A 16,965-nucleotide genomic window follows, 5' to 3' on the forward strand; every position below is an offset into this window, starting at 1 on the left:
GAGGTGCAACATGACCCCTCACAACCTGCCAAGATTTGATCACAATCCGTTACGCTACACAGCACTCGGAAACTCGGGCTTGTTCGTCTCCGAACTCTGCCTGGGAACCATGACCTTCGGCGGTGATGAAGACATCTGGGGCCTGATCGGCCAGTTGCAGCAGGAACAGGCCGACGAACTGGTGAAGATCGCTCTGGAGGCGGGAATCAACTTTATCGATACCGCCAACATCTATGGCTTCGGGGCCAGCGAGCGCATCGTCGGCCAGTCCCTGAAGAACCTCGGCGTTCGCCGGGAAGATGTCGTGCTGGCCACCAAGGTGCTCGGCCCCATGGGCGAGGGCCCCAATGCCCGTGGTGCTTCCCGTGGCCACATCATGAGCGAATGCAAGGCGAGCCTGGCGCGATTGCAGACCGATTACATTGATCTGTACCAGATCCATGGCTTTGATCCGGCCACCCCGATCGAAGAAACCCTGGAGGCACTGAACACCCTGGTGCAACAGGGCCATGTGCGTTATGTGGGCTTGTCTAACTGGGCCGCCTGGCAGGTCATGAAGGCCATCGGTATCACCCGGGCCCGCAACCTGTGCCCGGTAACGTCTCTGCAGGCGTACTACACCCTGGTGGGGCGCGACCTGGAACGGGAGGTGATCCCCATGCTGGCGTCGGAAAAGGTCGGGTTGATGGTGTGGAGCCCGCTGGCCGGCGGTTACCTTTCCGGCAAATACGAGGATCCGGACGTATCCGAGGAGAACCGGCGCACTAAGTTCGACTTCCCTCCGGTTAACCGCGAGCGGGGCAAAGAGGTTATCAAGGTCATGCGTGAGGTGGCTGACGGAAAGCAGATTGACGGCGAACCCGTCACCGTGGCCCAGATCGCTCTTGCGTGGCTACTGCACCAGGAACCTGTATCCAGTGTTATTGTTGGTGCCAAGCGACCAGATCAGTTGAAAGCCAATATCCGGGCCGCACAGATCCGATTGTCTGATGACGAGCGTAAAGCTCTGGACGAGGTGAGTCGTATCCCGGAGGAGTACCCGGGCTGGATGATGGCAATGATGGCCGGGTACCGAAATCCTTCCGAGCCTTAATCCGATAGCGACCCACTGCACACATTTCGCTGCGCCTTGGCTGCGCAGCCAAACAACGGGAAAACTCGTCTATGCTGTCAAAAGTTAAACGTCCGTGGCTACTGGCCACATCGACGACGCTGTTGGTTGTTTCAACCCCGGGCCTGGCAAACTCGGCGTGGGACGCCAGCCTGGGTGCGGGTGTACTCTATACTCCGGACTACCTTGGCAGCGACGATTATGAAACCAGGGTCTGGCCGACGATCAATGTGAGCTATGGTGACCGTTTCTACTTTAACATTCGCGATGGTCTTGGCTGGAACCTGATTCGCCACGGCAACTGGAAGCTGTCGCCCTTTATTGGTTACATTCCGGGGCGCGACAATGACGAGGATCTTGAACGCCTGGACAAGATTGATGGCGGCGCGATCGCCGGCTTGCGCGTTGCTTACAACCACGACGCATGGTCGTACAGCGCAGCCGTCCAATCTCCCTTCACCGGCGATGTCGATGGCTATCAGGTGGTGCTTAAGGCACGATGGCGGAACCAGTTCAGCGATCAATGGTTTGCCTCCCTGGGGCCGAACCTGACCTACAGCAGTGATGACTGGACAGACGATAGGTTTGGTATTTCCGATACGGAAAGTGCCCGCTCCGGCTTGGCCTCCTATAGCCCTGATGGCTATGCCCGGTATGGCCTGACAGGCAGTTTAACCTATTCGTTGTCTGCGCAATGGTCGGTCACCGCGACCGCTGGGGTGTCACAATTAACCGGCGATGCAGAGGATAGCCCGATTGTCAGTGATATCGGGGAGGCTACCCAAGCCTACACCGGTGTGTTTATGAGTTACCGATTCTGAATGTCTTCGGGGACCGGGGCAATTCATGTCACGGGAAGGGGCAAGTAACCCCTGAATCTCCCGGTTCTGGCTTCGTCGGCTATGTAAGGATTACTTCGGAGCTCAAACACCTGGCTCACTTTTCCTTTAACCGAAACCAGAGTGCGTAAAGCGCCGGAACAAACAGTAGGGTGATCAGAGTGCCGACTGCTACGCCCCCTATAAGCACATAAGCGAGCGGCCCCCAGAAAAGGTCAAAGGTCAGAGGTACAAACGCCAGAACGGCCGCCAGGGCAGTGAGTACCACGGGGCGGGCGCGTTGGACGGCTGCCTCGACCACGGCTTCCCGGGCAGCCATCCCAGTTGTGAAGTTGTCCTGCACCTGCTGCGTCAGAATCATGGTGTTTCGCATCAGGATGCCGCCCAGGCCAATCAACCCCAGCAACGCGGTAAAGCCAAAAGGTTGATTAAACAACAGCAAAGCCAGCACAGCGCCAATCAGCCCCAATGGCGCGGTGGCCAGAACGGTCAAGGTGCCGATAAATGAACGCATCTGAAGCATGATGAAAATCAGCATCAACGCCAACATCACCGGTTGTAAAGTCTGAATGGAGGCGTTGGCTTTGGCGGATTGCTCCACCGTACCGCCAATTTCAATACGATAACCGTCCGGTAACCGTTCACGCAGGCCTGCCATCGTACTCCAGATCTCTTTGGTGACATCCGGTGGCTGGGCGCCTTCCACATCCGCCTGAACGGCCAGGAAGGGGGCGCGGTTGTAACGCTTTATAACCGGTTCCTCATAACGAACCTGCCACTGCCCCAGTTGTTTTACGGAGAGTTTGCGGCCGTCGCGGGTTTTGATTTCAAGATCTTCGGGCATCATGATTTCACCGCGGGCATTACGCGCCACCAGTTGAACGCTCCTTATGCCCTGGCGTAACTCGGTAACGGCCACGCCGCGAAGCTGGAACTGGAGTTGCCGTGCAACCTCTGCCGGGGTCAGGCCCATCCAGCCCAGGTTTTCCGGGTCCAACTCAAGATAGAGCGTGGGCACACGCTCATCCCATTCGAGGTGCGGCATGACGATGTTCGGATGCCCGGTCATGAGAGTCCGAATCTGGTGCGCGATCTCTCTGAGTTGATCGGGTTCCGGACCCAACACTCGAAAACTGACCGGCCAGGCCACCGGCGGGCCGTACAGCAAACGCGTTACACGCACTCTCGCCTCAGGAAACTCACCCGCCGCGATTTTGGCCTCCAGCGTCGAGATGATGTGATCGCGCCCTTCAACGTCCTGCCCGATGGCAATCAACTTGGCAAACGCCGGGTCCGGCTGCTCGGGGTTTGCCGATACGAAGAATCTGGGTGCACCGGCACCGATGTAAGCGGACAGGCTTTTAACCTCCGGCATGTCCATCAATATCGCTTCAAGGCGTCTGACGCTTTGATCCGTGGTGGCAATAGCGCTCCCCTGCGGAGCATAGACACTGATCAGAACCTCGGGGCGATCAGAACTGGGAAAAAACTGCTTCTGTACCTGGGCTGCCATACCGAAAGCACTGAGAGCCAGTAAACCCACTGTGAGAAAAACGACGGTTTTCCGGTACCTTACACACGCTGCAATCACCCCACGCAACCGCTGATAAAAAGCGCTTTGATAAAGGTCCTGGCCAGTATGCCCGATGTAATCGGGCAATAGCTTGACGCCCAGATAAGGCGTAAAGGTGACCGCCACCCCCCAGGAAATCAGCAACGCAAAAGCCAGCACCCAGAAGATGTTACCGGTGTATTCCCCGACACCCGACTGAGCAAAGCCGATGGGGACAAAACCGGCCACTGTTACTAGCGTTCCAGACAGCATGGGCGCGGCTGTGACGCTCCAGGCATGACTGGCTGCCCGTACCCGGTCCCAGCCACTCTCCATCTTCACAATCATCATTTCAATGGCGATGATCGCATCGTCCACTAACAGGCCCAGTGCGATAATCAACGCGCCCAGGGTGATGCGGTCCAGGTTAATGCCCGCTATTTTCATCAATAAAAAGGTCAGCCCGAGAGTAACGGGAATCGCAATGCCCACCACTAAACCCGCACGCAGGCCGATCGCCAGAATACTGACGCCCATTACGACGACCAATGCCACCAGAAACTTGACCTGAAAAAGATCAACGGCCTGAGTGATGGCCTCAGCCTGGTTGGTCAGGGTCTGTATTGACATCCCCAGGGGCAGCCTGGCCTGTTCAGTGCTGACAAACTTACTGAGCCGTTCACCAAACTCCAGGCCATTTTCGCCCGCCTCCATGACGACGCCCAGGAGGATCGCATCCTCACCGCTGGAACGGACGATGTAGTTCAACGGATCTTCATAGCCCAAACGCACCTCGGCCAGATCAGACACGGTGATAACTTGGTCTCCGATACGCAGAGGTACTGAGGCGAGGCGCTCAAGGTCAGACAGGTCAATGTTGCTGCGGACATAAACCCGCGGGCCGGCAAGATCAACAAAGCCCAGAGGCTCAAGGCGATTGTTGGCCTCTATCGCCTGCAACACTTCTTCTGCCGACAAGCCGAGATTGTTGAGCCGGTCCTGATCAAACTCGAGATACACCCGCTCAGGACGCTCGGCCAGGATCTGTGCCTTTTGCAAGCCGGGTAGCCGTTGCAGGCGATCTCGTATCGCTTCTGCCTCGCGGGTCAGTTCACGCATTGGCATTCCCGGTGCTGTGAGGGCCATCAGGGAGAAATACACGTCTGAGAAATCATCGTTAACGATGGGGCCGATGACACCACGGGGGAGATTGGGGCTTTCATCGGACATGCGCTTGCGAACTTGATAGAAGAGATCGGGCATTTTTTCACTAGGCGTATAATCCTGGAACCGGATAAGCATGGTGGCCTGTCCGGGCCGAATGGTGGTTTCAACAGTGTCGAAATACGCCACTTCCTGTATTCGTTTTTCCAGGCGGTCCACCACCTGATTCCGTAGCACCTCAGGGGTTGCTCCTGGCCAAACCACAGAAACCACCATGGCCCGGACAGTGAACGCAGGGTCTTCCGCCCGACCAAGGGATGAGAACGCGTAGAAGCCCGCAACAACGGACATCAAAAGAAAAAAGAGGGTGACCGAACGCTCGCGCACTGCCAGTGCGGAAAGATTAGGCAGGCTCATTGAGCCAGCTCCCGCACCGCCATGCCAGGCGTGAGCAGGTGTGTCCCTAATGCGACGATCGGCGTAGTCGCGTTGATGTTGGCCCGGATCTGCGCATACTCCTCACCCAAATCGATAACCTCGACCGCAAGGGGGGTCACCATGCCGTCGGAGACCAACCAGACCTGCGGCGTTTCTCCTCTCTCATCAAGGGCACCCAGCGGTACACGATGGCTGGCCGTGGTTTGTTTCTGCATCAGCCGGACACTCACCACTGAACCAAGCGTTAAAGACGAAGGGTAGGGCCCCTCCAGGCTGTATCGGGCACGCCAGCTCCGGCTTCTGGCGTCGGCAGCCCCGGCAATCTCTCTCAGATTCACCGCAAGCTGTTCGCCATTGGGTAAAGGAACATAACCTTGCCGGGGCGGGTTGCTGCCCTGAGGTAAAAAGACCTCGACTTCCAGGGATTGATCTTCAGCCAGAACGGCAAGGGTTTGACCGACACCCACAACCTGGCCGGGCTCAACGATGACCTCGGTGATCACGCCTGCATTGGCGGCTTTTAGTTCCGCATATCCCAGAGCATTCTGAGCCTGCTGATTTCGTGCAGAAGCCGTTTCCACCTGGCTGCGTGCTTCACGCTCCGCCAGTTCAAGGCGTTGCAGGGTTTGTTCGCTGACAAACTGACGTCCTACCAGTTCCTGCTGTCGCTGGAGCTCATTAGTGGCAATGGCCAGGGCCGCTTCTGCACGCCTCAGATCTGCGGCGGCCCCCTCCGCGGTTGCGATAAGGTCTCGTGAATCGAGTTTGAACAGTAAGTCGCCTTTTTCCACGCGCTGACCGGGATCGATGAAACGTTGTTGAATCCGGCCGGCGATCTGAAAGGCCTGGGGAACTTCGTGGCGGCCTCGCAGGGTTCCTGAAAACCTCTGAGATGTTGGACCTGCCTCCTTCAATTCCACTGTTTTTACCCAGGGAACAGGGGGGCGGGCCTCTGGAGGCGTTTCCGCGGACTGCTGACAACCTGACAGAATGAGCAGCGAGATAAACAGGGTCAGCAGAAAGCGCATGGCAGATGTCTCGATCGGCAAGATTAAGGTGTGGATATCAGTTCTCGCGGCATCCAGATAAAGCTAGTTGCAGGATAGCATCGCGAACGATGTCCTTCTGCTCCATAGGCAGAAAATGGGTCGTGCCCTCAAGAACCCTGACGTCAGCCGAAGGCAGCAGGGCCTTCAGGCGTTTTTGTGCCTTTGGTGAGAAGGTTGACCCGCGTTCCGCGGCCAGTGCTATAACCGGGCACCGCAACTGACGAATACCGGGCCAGGGGTTGTGTTCGGTATGGGCAAAGGTGGTGCTCTCCCATTCGGGCGCACACGCCAATTGAACTTGGTCACCCTGCGGCACGAAGGCGTGTTGGACGTAGGCGTTCAGCCATGCTTCGGGCCAGGTCTTGAAGCCACCGCGGCCACGATAGTTGTCCAGCGCAGCAGCGTGCGAATCAAATACCCTGCGCCGACGTGCCGCTCCGGCGGCCAGCGACAACCGATGTGACTGACGCAGCAGCTTGGCCAGCCCCAACTTCAGGCCCTGCACCGGATCCATGATCACCGGTTCCGCCAGAATCAGACCCAGCACTTTGTCAGGCCGCCGGGCAGCGGCCATGATGCTGGTGGTGGCACCGATGGAATGGCCGGCAAGCCAGACCGGTTCGTCCAGGCATTCCAGCAGAGCGATCAGGTCGCGATAATAGGTTTCCCAGCCCCGGAATGTCGACAGGTTGGCTGCACCAACGCTGGCCCCGTGTCCTCGCATGTCCCAGGCCAGGACATTGACGTCCGTGGCGAGCTCGTCAAGCAGTGGATGGTACAGGCGGCCATGGAAACCCGTGGCATGGGCCCAGTGCAGTGTGGGTCGCGCTTTGGATTGCGGCCAGCGCCACAGTGCGATATCGGCGCCATCCGTCGCCCGGAATTCGTCGCGTTCAGGTGTGTTGTGCTTAATGTCCATGACGGTCTTCTTGTTGGGCGGCCATTGTCGGGAGCAATAACTGAACCTGACCAGTGGCGATCGGTTTTTTATCATCGCCTTGCCAGCAGGTCACCTGGACCAGGCTGGTGCGCCTGCCTTGCCGAATAATGTCGGCCCTGGCGAACGTCGATCGGGCCTTCGCGGAGCGGAGGTAATTGATGTGGCTGTCGAGAATGCGCGGGCAACGTGTCTCTGCATCCTGGCTTTGCGCAGCCACCCGCGCGGTGAGTTCGATCAGGGCTCCAAGCACGCCGCCATGGAGGGCTGGTAGCATGAAGTTGCCAATCAGCGCTTCACGACACGGCAAATGAACCAATACGCCTACATCACCGCGCTGAACCTCAAGCCCGAGGTGCTGTGCATAGGGAATGCGCTCCAGAAGAGCCTGCCAGTCAGCACATTCTTTCGCACTTTCCGCAGTGCCTGAGATTTGTGGGGCCGAATCGCCAGTCGTGCTCATGCGCTCTCCTTTCCTGGTCCACCTGCATGCAATTGCTGTCCCTGGGTGTTACGCATGAAGGTGGCGTTTGCCGTCGCTAGTAACTCGCGATTTCCCTCGCTAAGGATGTCACAATGAATAAACGCGACATCGTCCGATAAATGACGACAGGTGGCCACCGCTGACAGGGCCCGGTCGCCGATGGCAGGCCGCAAATAATCCATGCGCAGATCCAGAGTGGCAATGGGCATCAACTCCAGGGCACCCGCGAATACCGCCAAGCCTCCGGCGGAGTCTGCCAGCGAGTAAAGTACGCTGGTGCAGATTTCTTTTGTATCCTTATGGGCGAACATCCATGACTGCGGGGTTAGCCGCATACAGACCTGGCCCTGGTCTACCGAGACAACTTGCATGCCCAGATCCCTGCCGTGAGGAACCTGTTCGGTGAACTGCCACGCCGTCGTCACAGCGTCACTGTGCTGAAGTTTGTTCAGATCGTTCATCAGATCCGCCCAGTCTGACATGCATTTCGCGCAGGGGCGGAAGTGTAGAGGACCAGTGGATTGTCATAGGTCATTGCCATGGCGTTCTCTTGTGAGTAGCATTGTTTCCAAAGTTTGGTTGGTCAACCAACCAAAAGTCAACACTTTGTTAATCCAAATGGCACGGCACCGGTGTAATGGCGTGCGATCAGTGAAACGAATCGAATGATGGCTGCTCTGATGATTAATAAACGGGATTGCTCAGGAGATGGTTAAGCCATGGTTGACAGACAGATTACCCCTGCAAGCAAATTAGGCGATCAGGGTAACGTTTTGTCTAACGCCGCCCGGCTCTTTCGAGAGAAAGGTTTTGAAAGGACGTCTCTAAAGGAGATTGCCGAAGCCTGCAATATGCTGCCCGGAAGTCTGTATTATCGTTACAGCAGCAAGGAAGCGCTGCTCGTTGAGCTGATGCGTCGGGGAGTAGACCTGGTTACCGCAGAGGTCGAGTCGGCTTACGCCAGTTCGGATGACCCGGTTGAACGGTTGCGTCTTTGTATCAAAGCGCATCTGCGAGCCCTGTTGGTAGATTCGGACGCGGTTTACGTGCTGCTGTTTGAATGGCGAGCGCTGGGCCCGGAGGCTCGCGAGGAAATCATCGAACTGCGTGACCAATACGAGTCCCTGTGGGCTGAGATCCTCGAAACAATGATTGAACAGGGCGTGATCCGGAAGAATGTTGACGGCCGTTTGCTCCGCCTGATCGGCCTTGGGGCGCTCAACTGGGTTGCAACCTGGTTCGACCCGAACGGGGCTCATTCACTCGACGCCATTGGCGACTTGATCTGGCAGATCGCTATGGACGGTGTGATCAATAAAGGGGGTCAGGCATAGGTTCTGGCTTCACAAACGCAAGTAGCCTCTGTTTATGATCGCTAATCATGCGGATGCACGGTTTGTGATCTGACATTTTGCCTGAATTGCTCAGGCGACTGGTCAAACCAGCGCTTGAAGGCGCGTCTGAAATTGGCACTGTCGTGATAGTTCATCAACGCGGCAATGGCCTCGATTGACAGCTGGCTGTCACGCAAGTAGGTCGCTGCCTGCTGGGACAGAATCTCGTCGCGAACTTTCCGAAAACCGCTGCGTTCCTGTTTGAGTTTGCGTGCCAGGGTGCGTTTGCTCATGAACAACGAGGCCGCTGCTTCGTCTTCACTGAGCGTTCCGGGCGGTCGGGACAACATCATCATCTTCAGCTGGGTCTGATAGCTCGGTTTATCCGACTGAAGTTGCGCAAGCATCGATTCACACTGTTGCAAGGCCAGACGATAGTTTTCGTGATTGGCGGAGGCATTCGGTTCCCGACACAACGACATCGGCAACGTAAGTTTTAACTGGTCGCAATCAAAGCGAATCTGCCCGGGCAAAAAATCGGCATACATTGCCTGATACGGGGGTTCAGGATGAGCGAAGCATATTTCAGCCTCATGCAAAGGGCGACCAATTATAAACTCGCCAAATTCAAAAAGGGCCTTAACCATCGCATCCGACAGGCACCGCTGTATGTCATCGTCCAGCGACTCCTGGTAGTCCAGAATACATTCCAGGCGCTCGTTGACTTGCCGCAAATGCAGTTGGATGAAGCTCGCGCGCGTGGGCAGAAAAGTATGAATCGCTTGCAGCGCAGTGAGAAAGTCGGGGCTGCTGTAGGCCACGAATCCCATCGCACCATGGGTTGCCGGGGTCAGTCGCTTGCCTAGCCATAACCCTAATTCCGGCTGGCCGGACAGATCCAGTGCGTTGCGCAGAATCCGCACCTGCTGCGCTGCGGTAAGCAGGCTTTCCTCGCTCAGGAATTGCGTCACACCAAGCCCGGTGCCGAGCAGCAGACGTGGCAGTTGTTTGGCTGTTAAATCGAGCTCACGTGCAATGAGCCGTGAGTAATTCGATGGAATGCCGGGACCGGGTTTTTGCAAATCACCCGTCTTCTGCGTCGTCATCATTGATCTTCCCCGTCCTGAATGAACGTCATTTTGTCTTTAAATGACCTCAGCTTGTCAAGAAATGACCTGACAGGAGTGTCGTTAGACAGACAATATCTATTACTGAAAACTACTGGCAGGAGAACAATATTGGGCAAGATTACTTTTATAGAACATGATCAAACTGAACATGTCGCTGAATTCAAAGCTGGTTCCTCGGTAATGCAAATCGCTGTTGATAGCGCCATTCCCGGTATCGACGGGGATTGTGGGGGGGAGTGCGCCTGCGGTACCTGCCACGTTATCGTCGCGAACGAATGGTTCAGCAAGACAGGCACGCCTGGTAATGAAGAAGAACAAATGCTGTCAATGACGCCGGAGCGGACGAGCACTTCGCGCCTGGGCTGTCAGGTGGTACTGACTGATGAAATGGACGGCATGACCGTGCATTTGCCCGAGTTCCAGATGTGAACACAGGAGGACGCATGCCAACACTATCCAGAACATTTGACGACATTCAGTCCCGACTGATTAATGCCACCTCCAGGGTGGTGCCAATGCACAGGCAAATCCAGGGGCTGAAACTGTTAATGAGCGCCAAGAAGAAGACCATTGGCCCGCGTCGACCGGTGCCCGACTTCGTTGAAACACCCATCCCGGACGTTAACACGCTGGCCCTTGAGGACATCGATGTCAGCAATCCGTTTTTATACCGACAGGGTCAATGGCGTGCCTATTTCAAACGGTTACGTGATGAGGCGCCGGTCCATTACCAGAAGAATAGTCCCTTCGGCCCCTTCTGGTCGGTAACTCGCTTTGAAGACATCCTGTTCGTGGATAAGAGTCACGACCTGTTTTCCGCCGAGCCGCAAATCATTCTGGGTGACCCTCCCGAGGGGCTGTCGGTAGAAATGTTCATTGCAATGGATCCGCCAAAACACGATGTGCAGCGCAGCTCGGTGCAGGGCGTGGTGGCGCCGAAGAACCTGAAGGAGATGGAGGGGCTGATCCGATCACGCACCGGCGATGTGCTTGACAGCCTGCCTCTGGACAAGCCCTTTAACTGGGTGCCTGTTGTATCCAAGGAACTCACCGGCCGCATGCTGGCGACCCTTCTGGATTTTCCTTACGAGGAACGTCACAAGCTGGTGGAGTGGTCGGATCGAATGGCCGGTGCAGCATCGGCCACCGGCGGCGAGTACGCTGATGAAGAGATCATGTTTGACGATGCGGCAGACATGGCCTGGTCCTTCTCCAGGCTTTGGCGGGACAAGGAGGCGCGCCGCGCGGCAGGCGAGGAGCCCGGTTTCGATTTGATCAGCCTTTTGCAGAGCAACGATGAAACGAAAGACCTTATCAATCGCCCGATGGAGTTTATCGGTAATTTGACGCTGCTCATCGTTGGCGGCAATGACACCACTCGCAACTCGATGAGTGGTGGCCTGGTGGCCATGAATGAGTTCCCGAAAGAATTCAAAAAACTGAAGGCAAAGCCGGAATTGATTCCGAACATGGTCTCGGAAATCATCCGCTGGCAAACGCCGCTGGCCTATATGCGCCGAATCGCCAAGCAGGATGTTGAGCTGGGTGGCCAGACCATCAAAAAGGGTGATCGCGTTGTGATGTGGTACGCCTCGGGCAACCGGGACGAGCGCAAGTTCGAGAACCCCGATCAGTTCATTATCGATCGCAAGGACGCGCGAAACCATATGTCGTTTGGCTACGGTGTGCACCGTTGCATGGGCAACCGTCTGGCGGAACTGCAACTGCGCATCCTCTGGGAAGAAATTCTCAAACGCTTCGACAACATCGAAGTCGTCGAAGAGCCCAAGCGGGTGCAGTCCAACTTCGTGCGGGGCTATTCGGAGGTGATGGTCAAACTGACGCCGAAAGGCAAAAAAGCCGGCTGATCAGGATGACGACCGAGCAATTTGATTATGTGGTGGTTGGCGCGGGCTCGGCCGGATGTGCCGTCGCCAACCGCCTGTCGCAGAGCGGTCGCTATTCAGTGCTGCTGCTCGAAGCCGGCCCGGAGAGCCGGCGCAACCCTTTCGTGAACATGCCGCTGGGTTTCCTGCAGCTGATGTTCAGCCGCCGTTACAACTGGCAGTTCAATACCGAACCGCAACGGCATATGTACGACCGGGCACTGTTCCAGCCGCGGGGCAAGATGCTCGGTGGTTCCAGCGCCATGAACGCGCAGGTCTACATCCGCGGGCATGCCCGGGACTACGACGAGTGGGCAAGGCTGGGGTGCAACGGGTGGTCATACGCCGAGGTACTGCCCTACTTCCGCCGATCTGAACATTTCGAGCCGAAATGTACGCCGGGTGAGGCAGATTTTCATGGCCAGGGTGGTCCCCTCAATGTGGCCGCGCGCCGCTATACTAATCCGCTGAGCACGGCGTTTGTCGAGGCGGCAACCCAGGCAAAGTACCGGCTCAATACAGATTTCAACGGCAGTGAGCAGGAGGGCGCAGGCTTCTACTACGCCTACCAGAAAGACGGCACACGCTGTAGCAACGCGCGGGCCTATCTCGAACCCGCTGCGGGGCGCTCCAACCTGACGGTTTGCAGCGGCGCGCATGTCACCCGGGTGCTACTCGAAGGCACCCGCGCCACCGGTGTCGAATACCGCGATACAACGGGGCAGACGCAGGTTCGTGCCAGGCGCGAAGTTGTGCTCTGCGGCGGCGCGTTCAACTCGCCGCAACTGCTGATGCTGTCCGGGGTCGGTCCGCGGGAGGAACTGTCCCGGCATGGCATAGAACTGCGCCATGCGTTGGAGGGCGTCGGGCAGAATCTCCAGGATCATATCGACGTGTTCGTGCGCGTCAGCGCCCGCAGCCGCCAAAGCATCTCGATGCATCCGAGCTACTGGCTCAAGGGGCTGTGGGGCGCTCTGACGTATCTGAGCGGCCGGCGGGGCGTGCTGTCGAGCAACGGCGCCGAGGCCGGCGGGTTCATCCGCTCCCGGCCCGAGGAGCCGATACCCGACCTGCAGCTGCACTTCGCGCCAATGCTGTACGACGATCACGGGCGAGACCTGAAGACCGCGATGAGCGGTTATGGCTACGCGGTGATGATCTACGGGCTCAGGCCATCGTCGCGCGGGCGCGTCGGTCTGCACAGTGCCGACCCGTTTGCGGCGCCGCTGATCGACCCCAACTACATGGCCGAGTCCGCCGATGTCGAGCGACTGGTACGCGGGGTACATCTGGTGCGCAGAATCCTGGCGCAGGCGGCCTTTGCCCCGCACCACGAGGTTGAGGTCTCGCCCGGGCCGGCGCTCCAGAATGACGACGATCTCGCCGCATGGGTACGGCGCAGCGGTGAATCAGCGTACCACCCGGTTGGCACCTGCAAGATGGGTGTTGATCCGATGGCGGTGGTCGATCCGCGCCTGCGCGTGCATGGCCTGCAATGCCTGCGGGTGGTCGATGCCTCCATCATGCCGACGCTGGTCGGCGGAAACACCAATCAGCCGGCAACCATGATCGGCGAGAAAGGCGCCGCGATGATACTTGAGGATGCCGGGGAGACGGTCGGCTAGCGCTGCGGGGGGCATCCCGGCGCACAGCTGGCATCCGGACTTCTGATCAATCTGATCCCAGAGAACAACAGGCAGAGACAGACTATGGCAAACCAACAGAAAGAGACGACAGTCATCGTTGGCGGCGGGCACGCAGCGGGTGCGCTCCTGACAACCCTGCTGCAAAAAAAATATCAACAGGAAGTGATTCTGGTGGGCGAAGAACCACATCCACCCTATCAGCGGCCGCCCCTGTCCAAGAACTATCTGGCAGGAGAGGTTGATCAGGCGTCGCTGTACCTGAAGCCGCGCTCGGTGTACGAGAACGCCGGCCATCAGTTGCGGCTTGGTGTGCGTGCCGAACAGATTGATCGGGACAACAGGACCATCAGCCTGTCGGACCAGAGCACATTGAAATACGATCGACTGGTTCTGGCCACGGGGTCCCACGTCCGAAGCCTGAACGCACCCGGGGCTGACCTGGAGGGCATTTATTATCTGCACGACATAGCTGACTCGGATGCCCTGCGTGAAGAATTGCTCCCGGGGAAGCGCCTGGTCATCGTGGGTGGTGGTTACATTGGACTTGAGGTGGCAGCCAGTGCCACCAAAAAAGGCGTTAATGTCACAGTACTGGAAGCGGCCGAGCGTCTTATGCAGCGTGTAACAGGCCCGGAAATCTCAGAGTTTTTTTACACCAAACACAGCAGCGCCGGCGTGGATCTGCGGCTGAACACGGCGGTAACCGGTTTCGAAGCGGGCGATCAGGGGCATGTGGCTGGCGTGACCTTGGCGAGCGGCGGCACTGTACCGGCCGACATCGTGCTCGTTTCAGTGGGTGTTGTGCCGGAAACCGCCCTGGCTGAGGCCGCCGGCCTGCCCTGTGATGACGGCATTATTGTTGACGAGTTTACCCGCACAGAAGATCCCGCCATCCTGGCGATCGGCGACTGTACCCGCCACCGGAATCTTTTCTTCGAGAAGATGCAGCGCCTTGAATCTGTCGCCAACGCGGTTGATCAGGCCCGGACAGCGGCGGCAACCCTGATGGGCGAGGAGAAACCCTATAACAGCGCTCCATGGTTCTGGTCGAACCAATATGACGTGCGTCTGCAGATGGTGGGGTTGTCGCAACATCATGATCAGCGTGTGCTGCGCGGAAGCCCGGAAGACAAGGGATTTGCGGTGTTCTATCTCCGCGATGGCTGTGTCATTGCTGTTGATGCGGTCAACCTGCCCATCGCTTTTATGGTCGGCAAGACCCTCGTTCAACAACGCAGGCAGGTCAATCCTGAAATGTTGAAGGATCCGGATATTGAACTGAAGTCCTTGGTGAGCGGTCAGTCCATAAATTGAAATTGACGACCGAGTAGAGCTGTGCCCTTAGTTTGCCCAAAATTGCGAAAGCAATGCACAACTCATACGGCCTATGGATATCATATCCTACGACCGACAGCTTTCAGTGAGCGCAAAGGATGCGTGAGCCACAACCGGCGGAATTTCCCGTAGCCAGACACATTACTGTTGCTCTGGTAAACCGAGAGCACCATAGCGAATGATATGGACTCCCCCTGCTCCCACGGCATCGATGTGCCACATTGAAGGTGTCTGACATCTTCAATCAAAAGCAGGAGGAGTCATCATGAATGTTACAACCATTGGCATCGATCTGGCGAAAACTGTGTTCAGTATTCATGGCACCGATCAACACGGCAAGGTCGTGGTTCGCAAACGACTGAACCGGCCCAAGCTGTTGCCTTATATCGCTCAGCTCCCACCCTGCCTGATTGGCATGGAAGCCTGCTCGGGTGCCCACCATTGGGCTCGGGAAATGACCAAACTCGGCCACGATGTCCGAATCATTGCACCCCGGTTTGTCGCGCCCTATCGCAAGAGCAGCAAGAACGACGACAACGATGCCGAGGCCATCTGTGAGGCAGTAGGTCGGCCGAATATGCGGTTTGTTCCAATCAAGACCGAAGACCAGCAAGCCGTACTGTGCCTGCATCGTATTCGCCGTGGACTGACCAAAGAACGCACCGCGCAGATCAATCAGATTCGTGGGCTGCTGGCCGAGTTCGGACTGATCATTCCCCAGGGCCGTTACGCCGCACGGCGCCGGGTTCCCGAAATCCTGGAGGATGCCGAAAACGACTTACCCATGCTCGCTCGCCGCTTAATCAACAACATCAACCAACGCATTCGACAGCTCGATGAAGAAATCCTGGCTTACGATCGGGAGGTCGAAGCGATGGCCCGGAGCGATGAGCAGGCCAAGCGCCTTATGGCCATACCGGGTATCGGACCACAGACCGCAACAGCCCTGCTGGCCAGTGCGCCTGACCCCAGACAGTTCAAAAGTGGGCGACACTTTGCCGCATGGTTGGGTCTGGTGCCCCGACAATACTCGACCGGTGGCAAGGTGCGACTTGGCCGAATCACCAAGCGCGGGGACAAATACCTGCGAACGCTGCTGATCCATGGCACCCGGGCAGTGATTGCAAAATTACCGGATAAGAATGATCGACTCAGTGACTGGGCCAAAGACCTGGTGGAACGACGTGGATACAAGCGGGCCGCCGTTGCGATGGCGGCCAAGAACGCCCGGATTATATGGGCACTACTCATGAATCAAACCGAGTTTAAGACACAGCCTGTGGAGGGCTAAAACCGAGCACCAACGACAGGCAGAACAAGCCTGCCAGAAGAGTCTTGCAACGGCAAGCGATGACGGAACGGTCAGACCGAGAGTGGGAGAACCTGTTTATTTCTGCGGCTCAGCGAAGCCGACTAACGAATAAGGTCCCCGCTCACACGCATCATCATCCTGGCCCGGGCAAAAACGCCCACAAAGAGGCCGAATGTAGAGCCGCAGTCTCAAACCGCTTCGGATTCAAATGGCGTTGCTTGACCGCAGGGGGAGTCCATGTAGGTGAAATAATTCTCTATATGTCCCACTAATAACCTCACCTTGCAATTACCGACGAAAATATGAACTTGATTTTACCCACAAAGAAAAAGCGAAGTCTCTATCGGCCATTATGGGTAGAGGTTCCGATCACTCAATCCTTCATAAGCAACATCGCCCATTCGGTGTCGACCTCTTGTTTTGGTTCATCTGAGCATATGCTTTTTCATGCGGATGGGTGGTGGCAGCCAAGACAGGGCTTTTCAGACTGCAAGCTTCAAGCGGTGTGTAAATCAAACACAGTAAGATTCCGGCTTATTGATGGTGGACATCAAGAACCGATAGTTACGAGCGGTATTAATGTTAAGACACTTGCTCGATTAAATGAAACTTGCGGGACTACTGAAAAGGTTTTCTATAGTAAGGACGTGCCGGTCCTGATTGCGTAAACCGCTGAAGGTTGCCACCCATTCCACGTGAAGCCTGCCACCCGGACCGGAGCAAGGCTTGAGGTGGACCCAATCAGTTG

At 57.0% G+C, this 16,965-nt stretch carries 14 protein-coding genes; 8 read left to right on the forward strand and 6 right to left on the reverse strand.

All coding sequences use genetic code 11. From position 1 onward, the window contains the following. The first annotated feature begins 10 nt into the window (after positions 1 to 10). On the forward strand, positions 11 to 1,093 hold the full coding sequence (locus tag Q669_RS10545) for an aldo/keto reductase (RefSeq protein WP_011784132.1): 1,083 nt from the start codon (positions 11 to 13) through the stop codon (positions 1,091 to 1,093). Between the two features lie 71 nt (positions 1,094 to 1,164). Then, entirely contained in the window at positions 1,165 to 1,932 is a 768-nt protein-coding gene (locus Q669_RS10550) for a MipA/OmpV family protein (RefSeq protein ID WP_011784133.1), read from the forward strand. 115 nt (positions 1,933 to 2,047) lie between these two features. On the opposite strand, the gene Q669_RS10555 is transcribed toward Q669_RS10550, so the two are convergent. The 5 genes from Q669_RS10555 to Q669_RS10575 are packed head-to-tail and all read right to left on the reverse strand — an operon-like array spanning position 2,048 to position 8,035. After that, entirely contained in the window at positions 2,048 to 5,083 is a 3,036-nt protein-coding gene (locus Q669_RS10555) for an efflux RND transporter permease subunit (RefSeq protein ID WP_011784134.1), read from the reverse strand. Then, positions 5,080 to 6,132: an efflux RND transporter periplasmic adaptor subunit gene (locus Q669_RS10560; protein ID WP_011784135.1), complete on the reverse strand. Its 1,053-nt coding sequence runs from the start codon at positions 6,130 to 6,132 to the stop codon at positions 5,080 to 5,082. The genes Q669_RS10555 and Q669_RS10560 overlap by 4 nt, the downstream gene beginning before the upstream one ends. A gap of 37 nt (positions 6,133 to 6,169) precedes the next feature. Further along, the gene (locus Q669_RS10565; RefSeq protein ID WP_011784136.1) at positions 6,170 to 7,072 is read right to left on the reverse strand and encodes an alpha/beta fold hydrolase; all 903 of its coding nucleotides are present in this window, start codon (positions 7,070 to 7,072) and stop codon (positions 6,170 to 6,172) included. Then, positions 7,062 to 7,553 carry a PaaI family thioesterase gene (locus Q669_RS10570; protein ID WP_011784137.1) on the reverse strand — a complete coding sequence of 164 codons (492 nt, stop codon included), beginning with the start codon at positions 7,551 to 7,553 and terminating at the stop codon, positions 7,062 to 7,064. The genes Q669_RS10565 and Q669_RS10570 overlap by 11 nt, the downstream gene beginning before the upstream one ends. Continuing rightward, positions 7,550 to 8,035 carry a PaaI family thioesterase gene (locus Q669_RS10575; protein ID WP_031209883.1) on the reverse strand — a complete coding sequence of 162 codons (486 nt, stop codon included), beginning with the start codon at positions 8,033 to 8,035 and terminating at the stop codon, positions 7,550 to 7,552. The genes Q669_RS10570 and Q669_RS10575 overlap by 4 nt, the downstream gene beginning before the upstream one ends. A gap of 258 nt (positions 8,036 to 8,293) precedes the next feature. On the opposite strand from Q669_RS10575, the gene Q669_RS10580 reads away from it, so the two are divergent. Next, entirely contained in the window at positions 8,294 to 8,908 is a 615-nt protein-coding gene (locus tag Q669_RS10580) for a TetR/AcrR family transcriptional regulator (protein WP_022992185.1), read from the forward strand. Positions 8,909 to 8,949: 41 nt separating this feature from the next. Here the strand turns inward: Q669_RS10580 and Q669_RS10585 are convergent, their stop codons facing one another. Continuing rightward, positions 8,950 to 10,017: an AraC family transcriptional regulator gene (locus Q669_RS10585; protein WP_008170312.1), complete on the reverse strand. Its 1,068-nt coding sequence runs from the start codon at positions 10,015 to 10,017 to the stop codon at positions 8,950 to 8,952. Positions 10,018 to 10,146: 129 nt separating this feature from the next. Here Q669_RS10585 and Q669_RS10590 point away from each other — a divergent pair, with 129 nt between their 5' ends. The 5 genes from Q669_RS10590 (at position 10,147) to Q669_RS10610 (ending at position 16,196) form a co-directional block, all read left to right on the forward strand. Further along, complete coding sequence (locus Q669_RS10590) at positions 10,147 to 10,467, forward strand: 2Fe-2S iron-sulfur cluster-binding protein (RefSeq protein WP_022992186.1); 321 nt, start codon at positions 10,147 to 10,149, stop codon at positions 10,465 to 10,467. Between the two features lie 14 nt (positions 10,468 to 10,481). After that, positions 10,482 to 11,906 carry a cytochrome P450 gene (locus tag Q669_RS10595; protein WP_022992187.1) on the forward strand — a complete coding sequence of 475 codons (1,425 nt, stop codon included), beginning with the start codon at positions 10,482 to 10,484 and terminating at the stop codon, positions 11,904 to 11,906. A 5-nt stretch (positions 11,907 to 11,911) separates the two neighbouring features. Further along, on the forward strand, positions 11,912 to 13,549 hold the full coding sequence (locus Q669_RS10600) for a GMC family oxidoreductase (protein WP_022992188.1): 1,638 nt from the start codon (positions 11,912 to 11,914) through the stop codon (positions 13,547 to 13,549). Positions 13,550 to 13,633: 84 nt separating this feature from the next. Then, positions 13,634 to 14,884 carry an NAD(P)/FAD-dependent oxidoreductase gene (locus Q669_RS10605; protein ID WP_008170308.1) on the forward strand — a complete coding sequence of 417 codons (1,251 nt, stop codon included), beginning with the start codon at positions 13,634 to 13,636 and terminating at the stop codon, positions 14,882 to 14,884. Positions 14,885 to 15,170: 286 nt separating this feature from the next. After that, on the forward strand, positions 15,171 to 16,196 hold the full coding sequence (locus tag Q669_RS10610; protein ID WP_008170306.1) for an IS110 family transposase: 1,026 nt from the start codon (positions 15,171 to 15,173) through the stop codon (positions 16,194 to 16,196). Positions 16,197 to 16,965: the final 769 nt, after the last annotated feature.

Source organism: Marinobacter sp. C1S70 (assembly GCF_000475355.1).
Taxonomy (GTDB): domain Bacteria; phylum Pseudomonadota; class Gammaproteobacteria; order Pseudomonadales; family Oleiphilaceae; genus Marinobacter; species Marinobacter nauticus.

Excerpts from the sequence above, each read along its gene's own strand:
- Q669_RS10545 (WP_011784132.1), top strand. The coding sequence starts at position 11 with ATGACCCCTCACAACCTGCCAAGATTTGATCACAATCCGTTACGCTAC.
- Q669_RS10550 (WP_011784133.1), top strand. The coding sequence starts at position 1,165 with ATGCTGTCAAAAGTTAAACGTCCGTGGCTACTGGCCACATCGACGACG.
- Q669_RS10555 (WP_011784134.1), bottom strand. The coding sequence starts at position 5,083 with ATGAGCCTGCCTAATCTTTCCGCACTGGCAGTGCGCGAGCGTTCGGTC.
- Q669_RS10560 (WP_011784135.1), bottom strand. The coding sequence starts at position 6,132 with ATGCGCTTTCTGCTGACCCTGTTTATCTCGCTGCTCATTCTGTCAGGT.
- Q669_RS10565 (WP_011784136.1), bottom strand. The coding sequence starts at position 7,072 with ATGGACATTAAGCACAACACACCTGAACGCGACGAATTCCGGGCGACG.
- Q669_RS10570 (WP_011784137.1), bottom strand. The coding sequence starts at position 7,553 with ATGAGCACGACTGGCGATTCGGCCCCACAAATCTCAGGCACTGCGGAA.
- Q669_RS10575 (WP_031209883.1), bottom strand. The coding sequence starts at position 8,035 with ATGAACGATCTGAACAAACTTCAGCACAGTGACGCTGTGACGACGGCG.
- Q669_RS10580 (WP_022992185.1), top strand. The coding sequence starts at position 8,294 with ATGGTTGACAGACAGATTACCCCTGCAAGCAAATTAGGCGATCAGGGT.
- Q669_RS10585 (WP_008170312.1), bottom strand. The coding sequence starts at position 10,017 with ATGATGACGACGCAGAAGACGGGTGATTTGCAAAAACCCGGTCCCGGC.
- Q669_RS10595 (WP_022992187.1), top strand. The coding sequence starts at position 10,482 with ATGCCAACACTATCCAGAACATTTGACGACATTCAGTCCCGACTGATT.
- Q669_RS10600 (WP_022992188.1), top strand. The coding sequence starts at position 11,912 with ATGACGACCGAGCAATTTGATTATGTGGTGGTTGGCGCGGGCTCGGCC.
- Q669_RS10605 (WP_008170308.1), top strand. The coding sequence starts at position 13,634 with ATGGCAAACCAACAGAAAGAGACGACAGTCATCGTTGGCGGCGGGCAC.
- Q669_RS10610 (WP_008170306.1), top strand. The coding sequence starts at position 15,171 with ATGAATGTTACAACCATTGGCATCGATCTGGCGAAAACTGTGTTCAGT.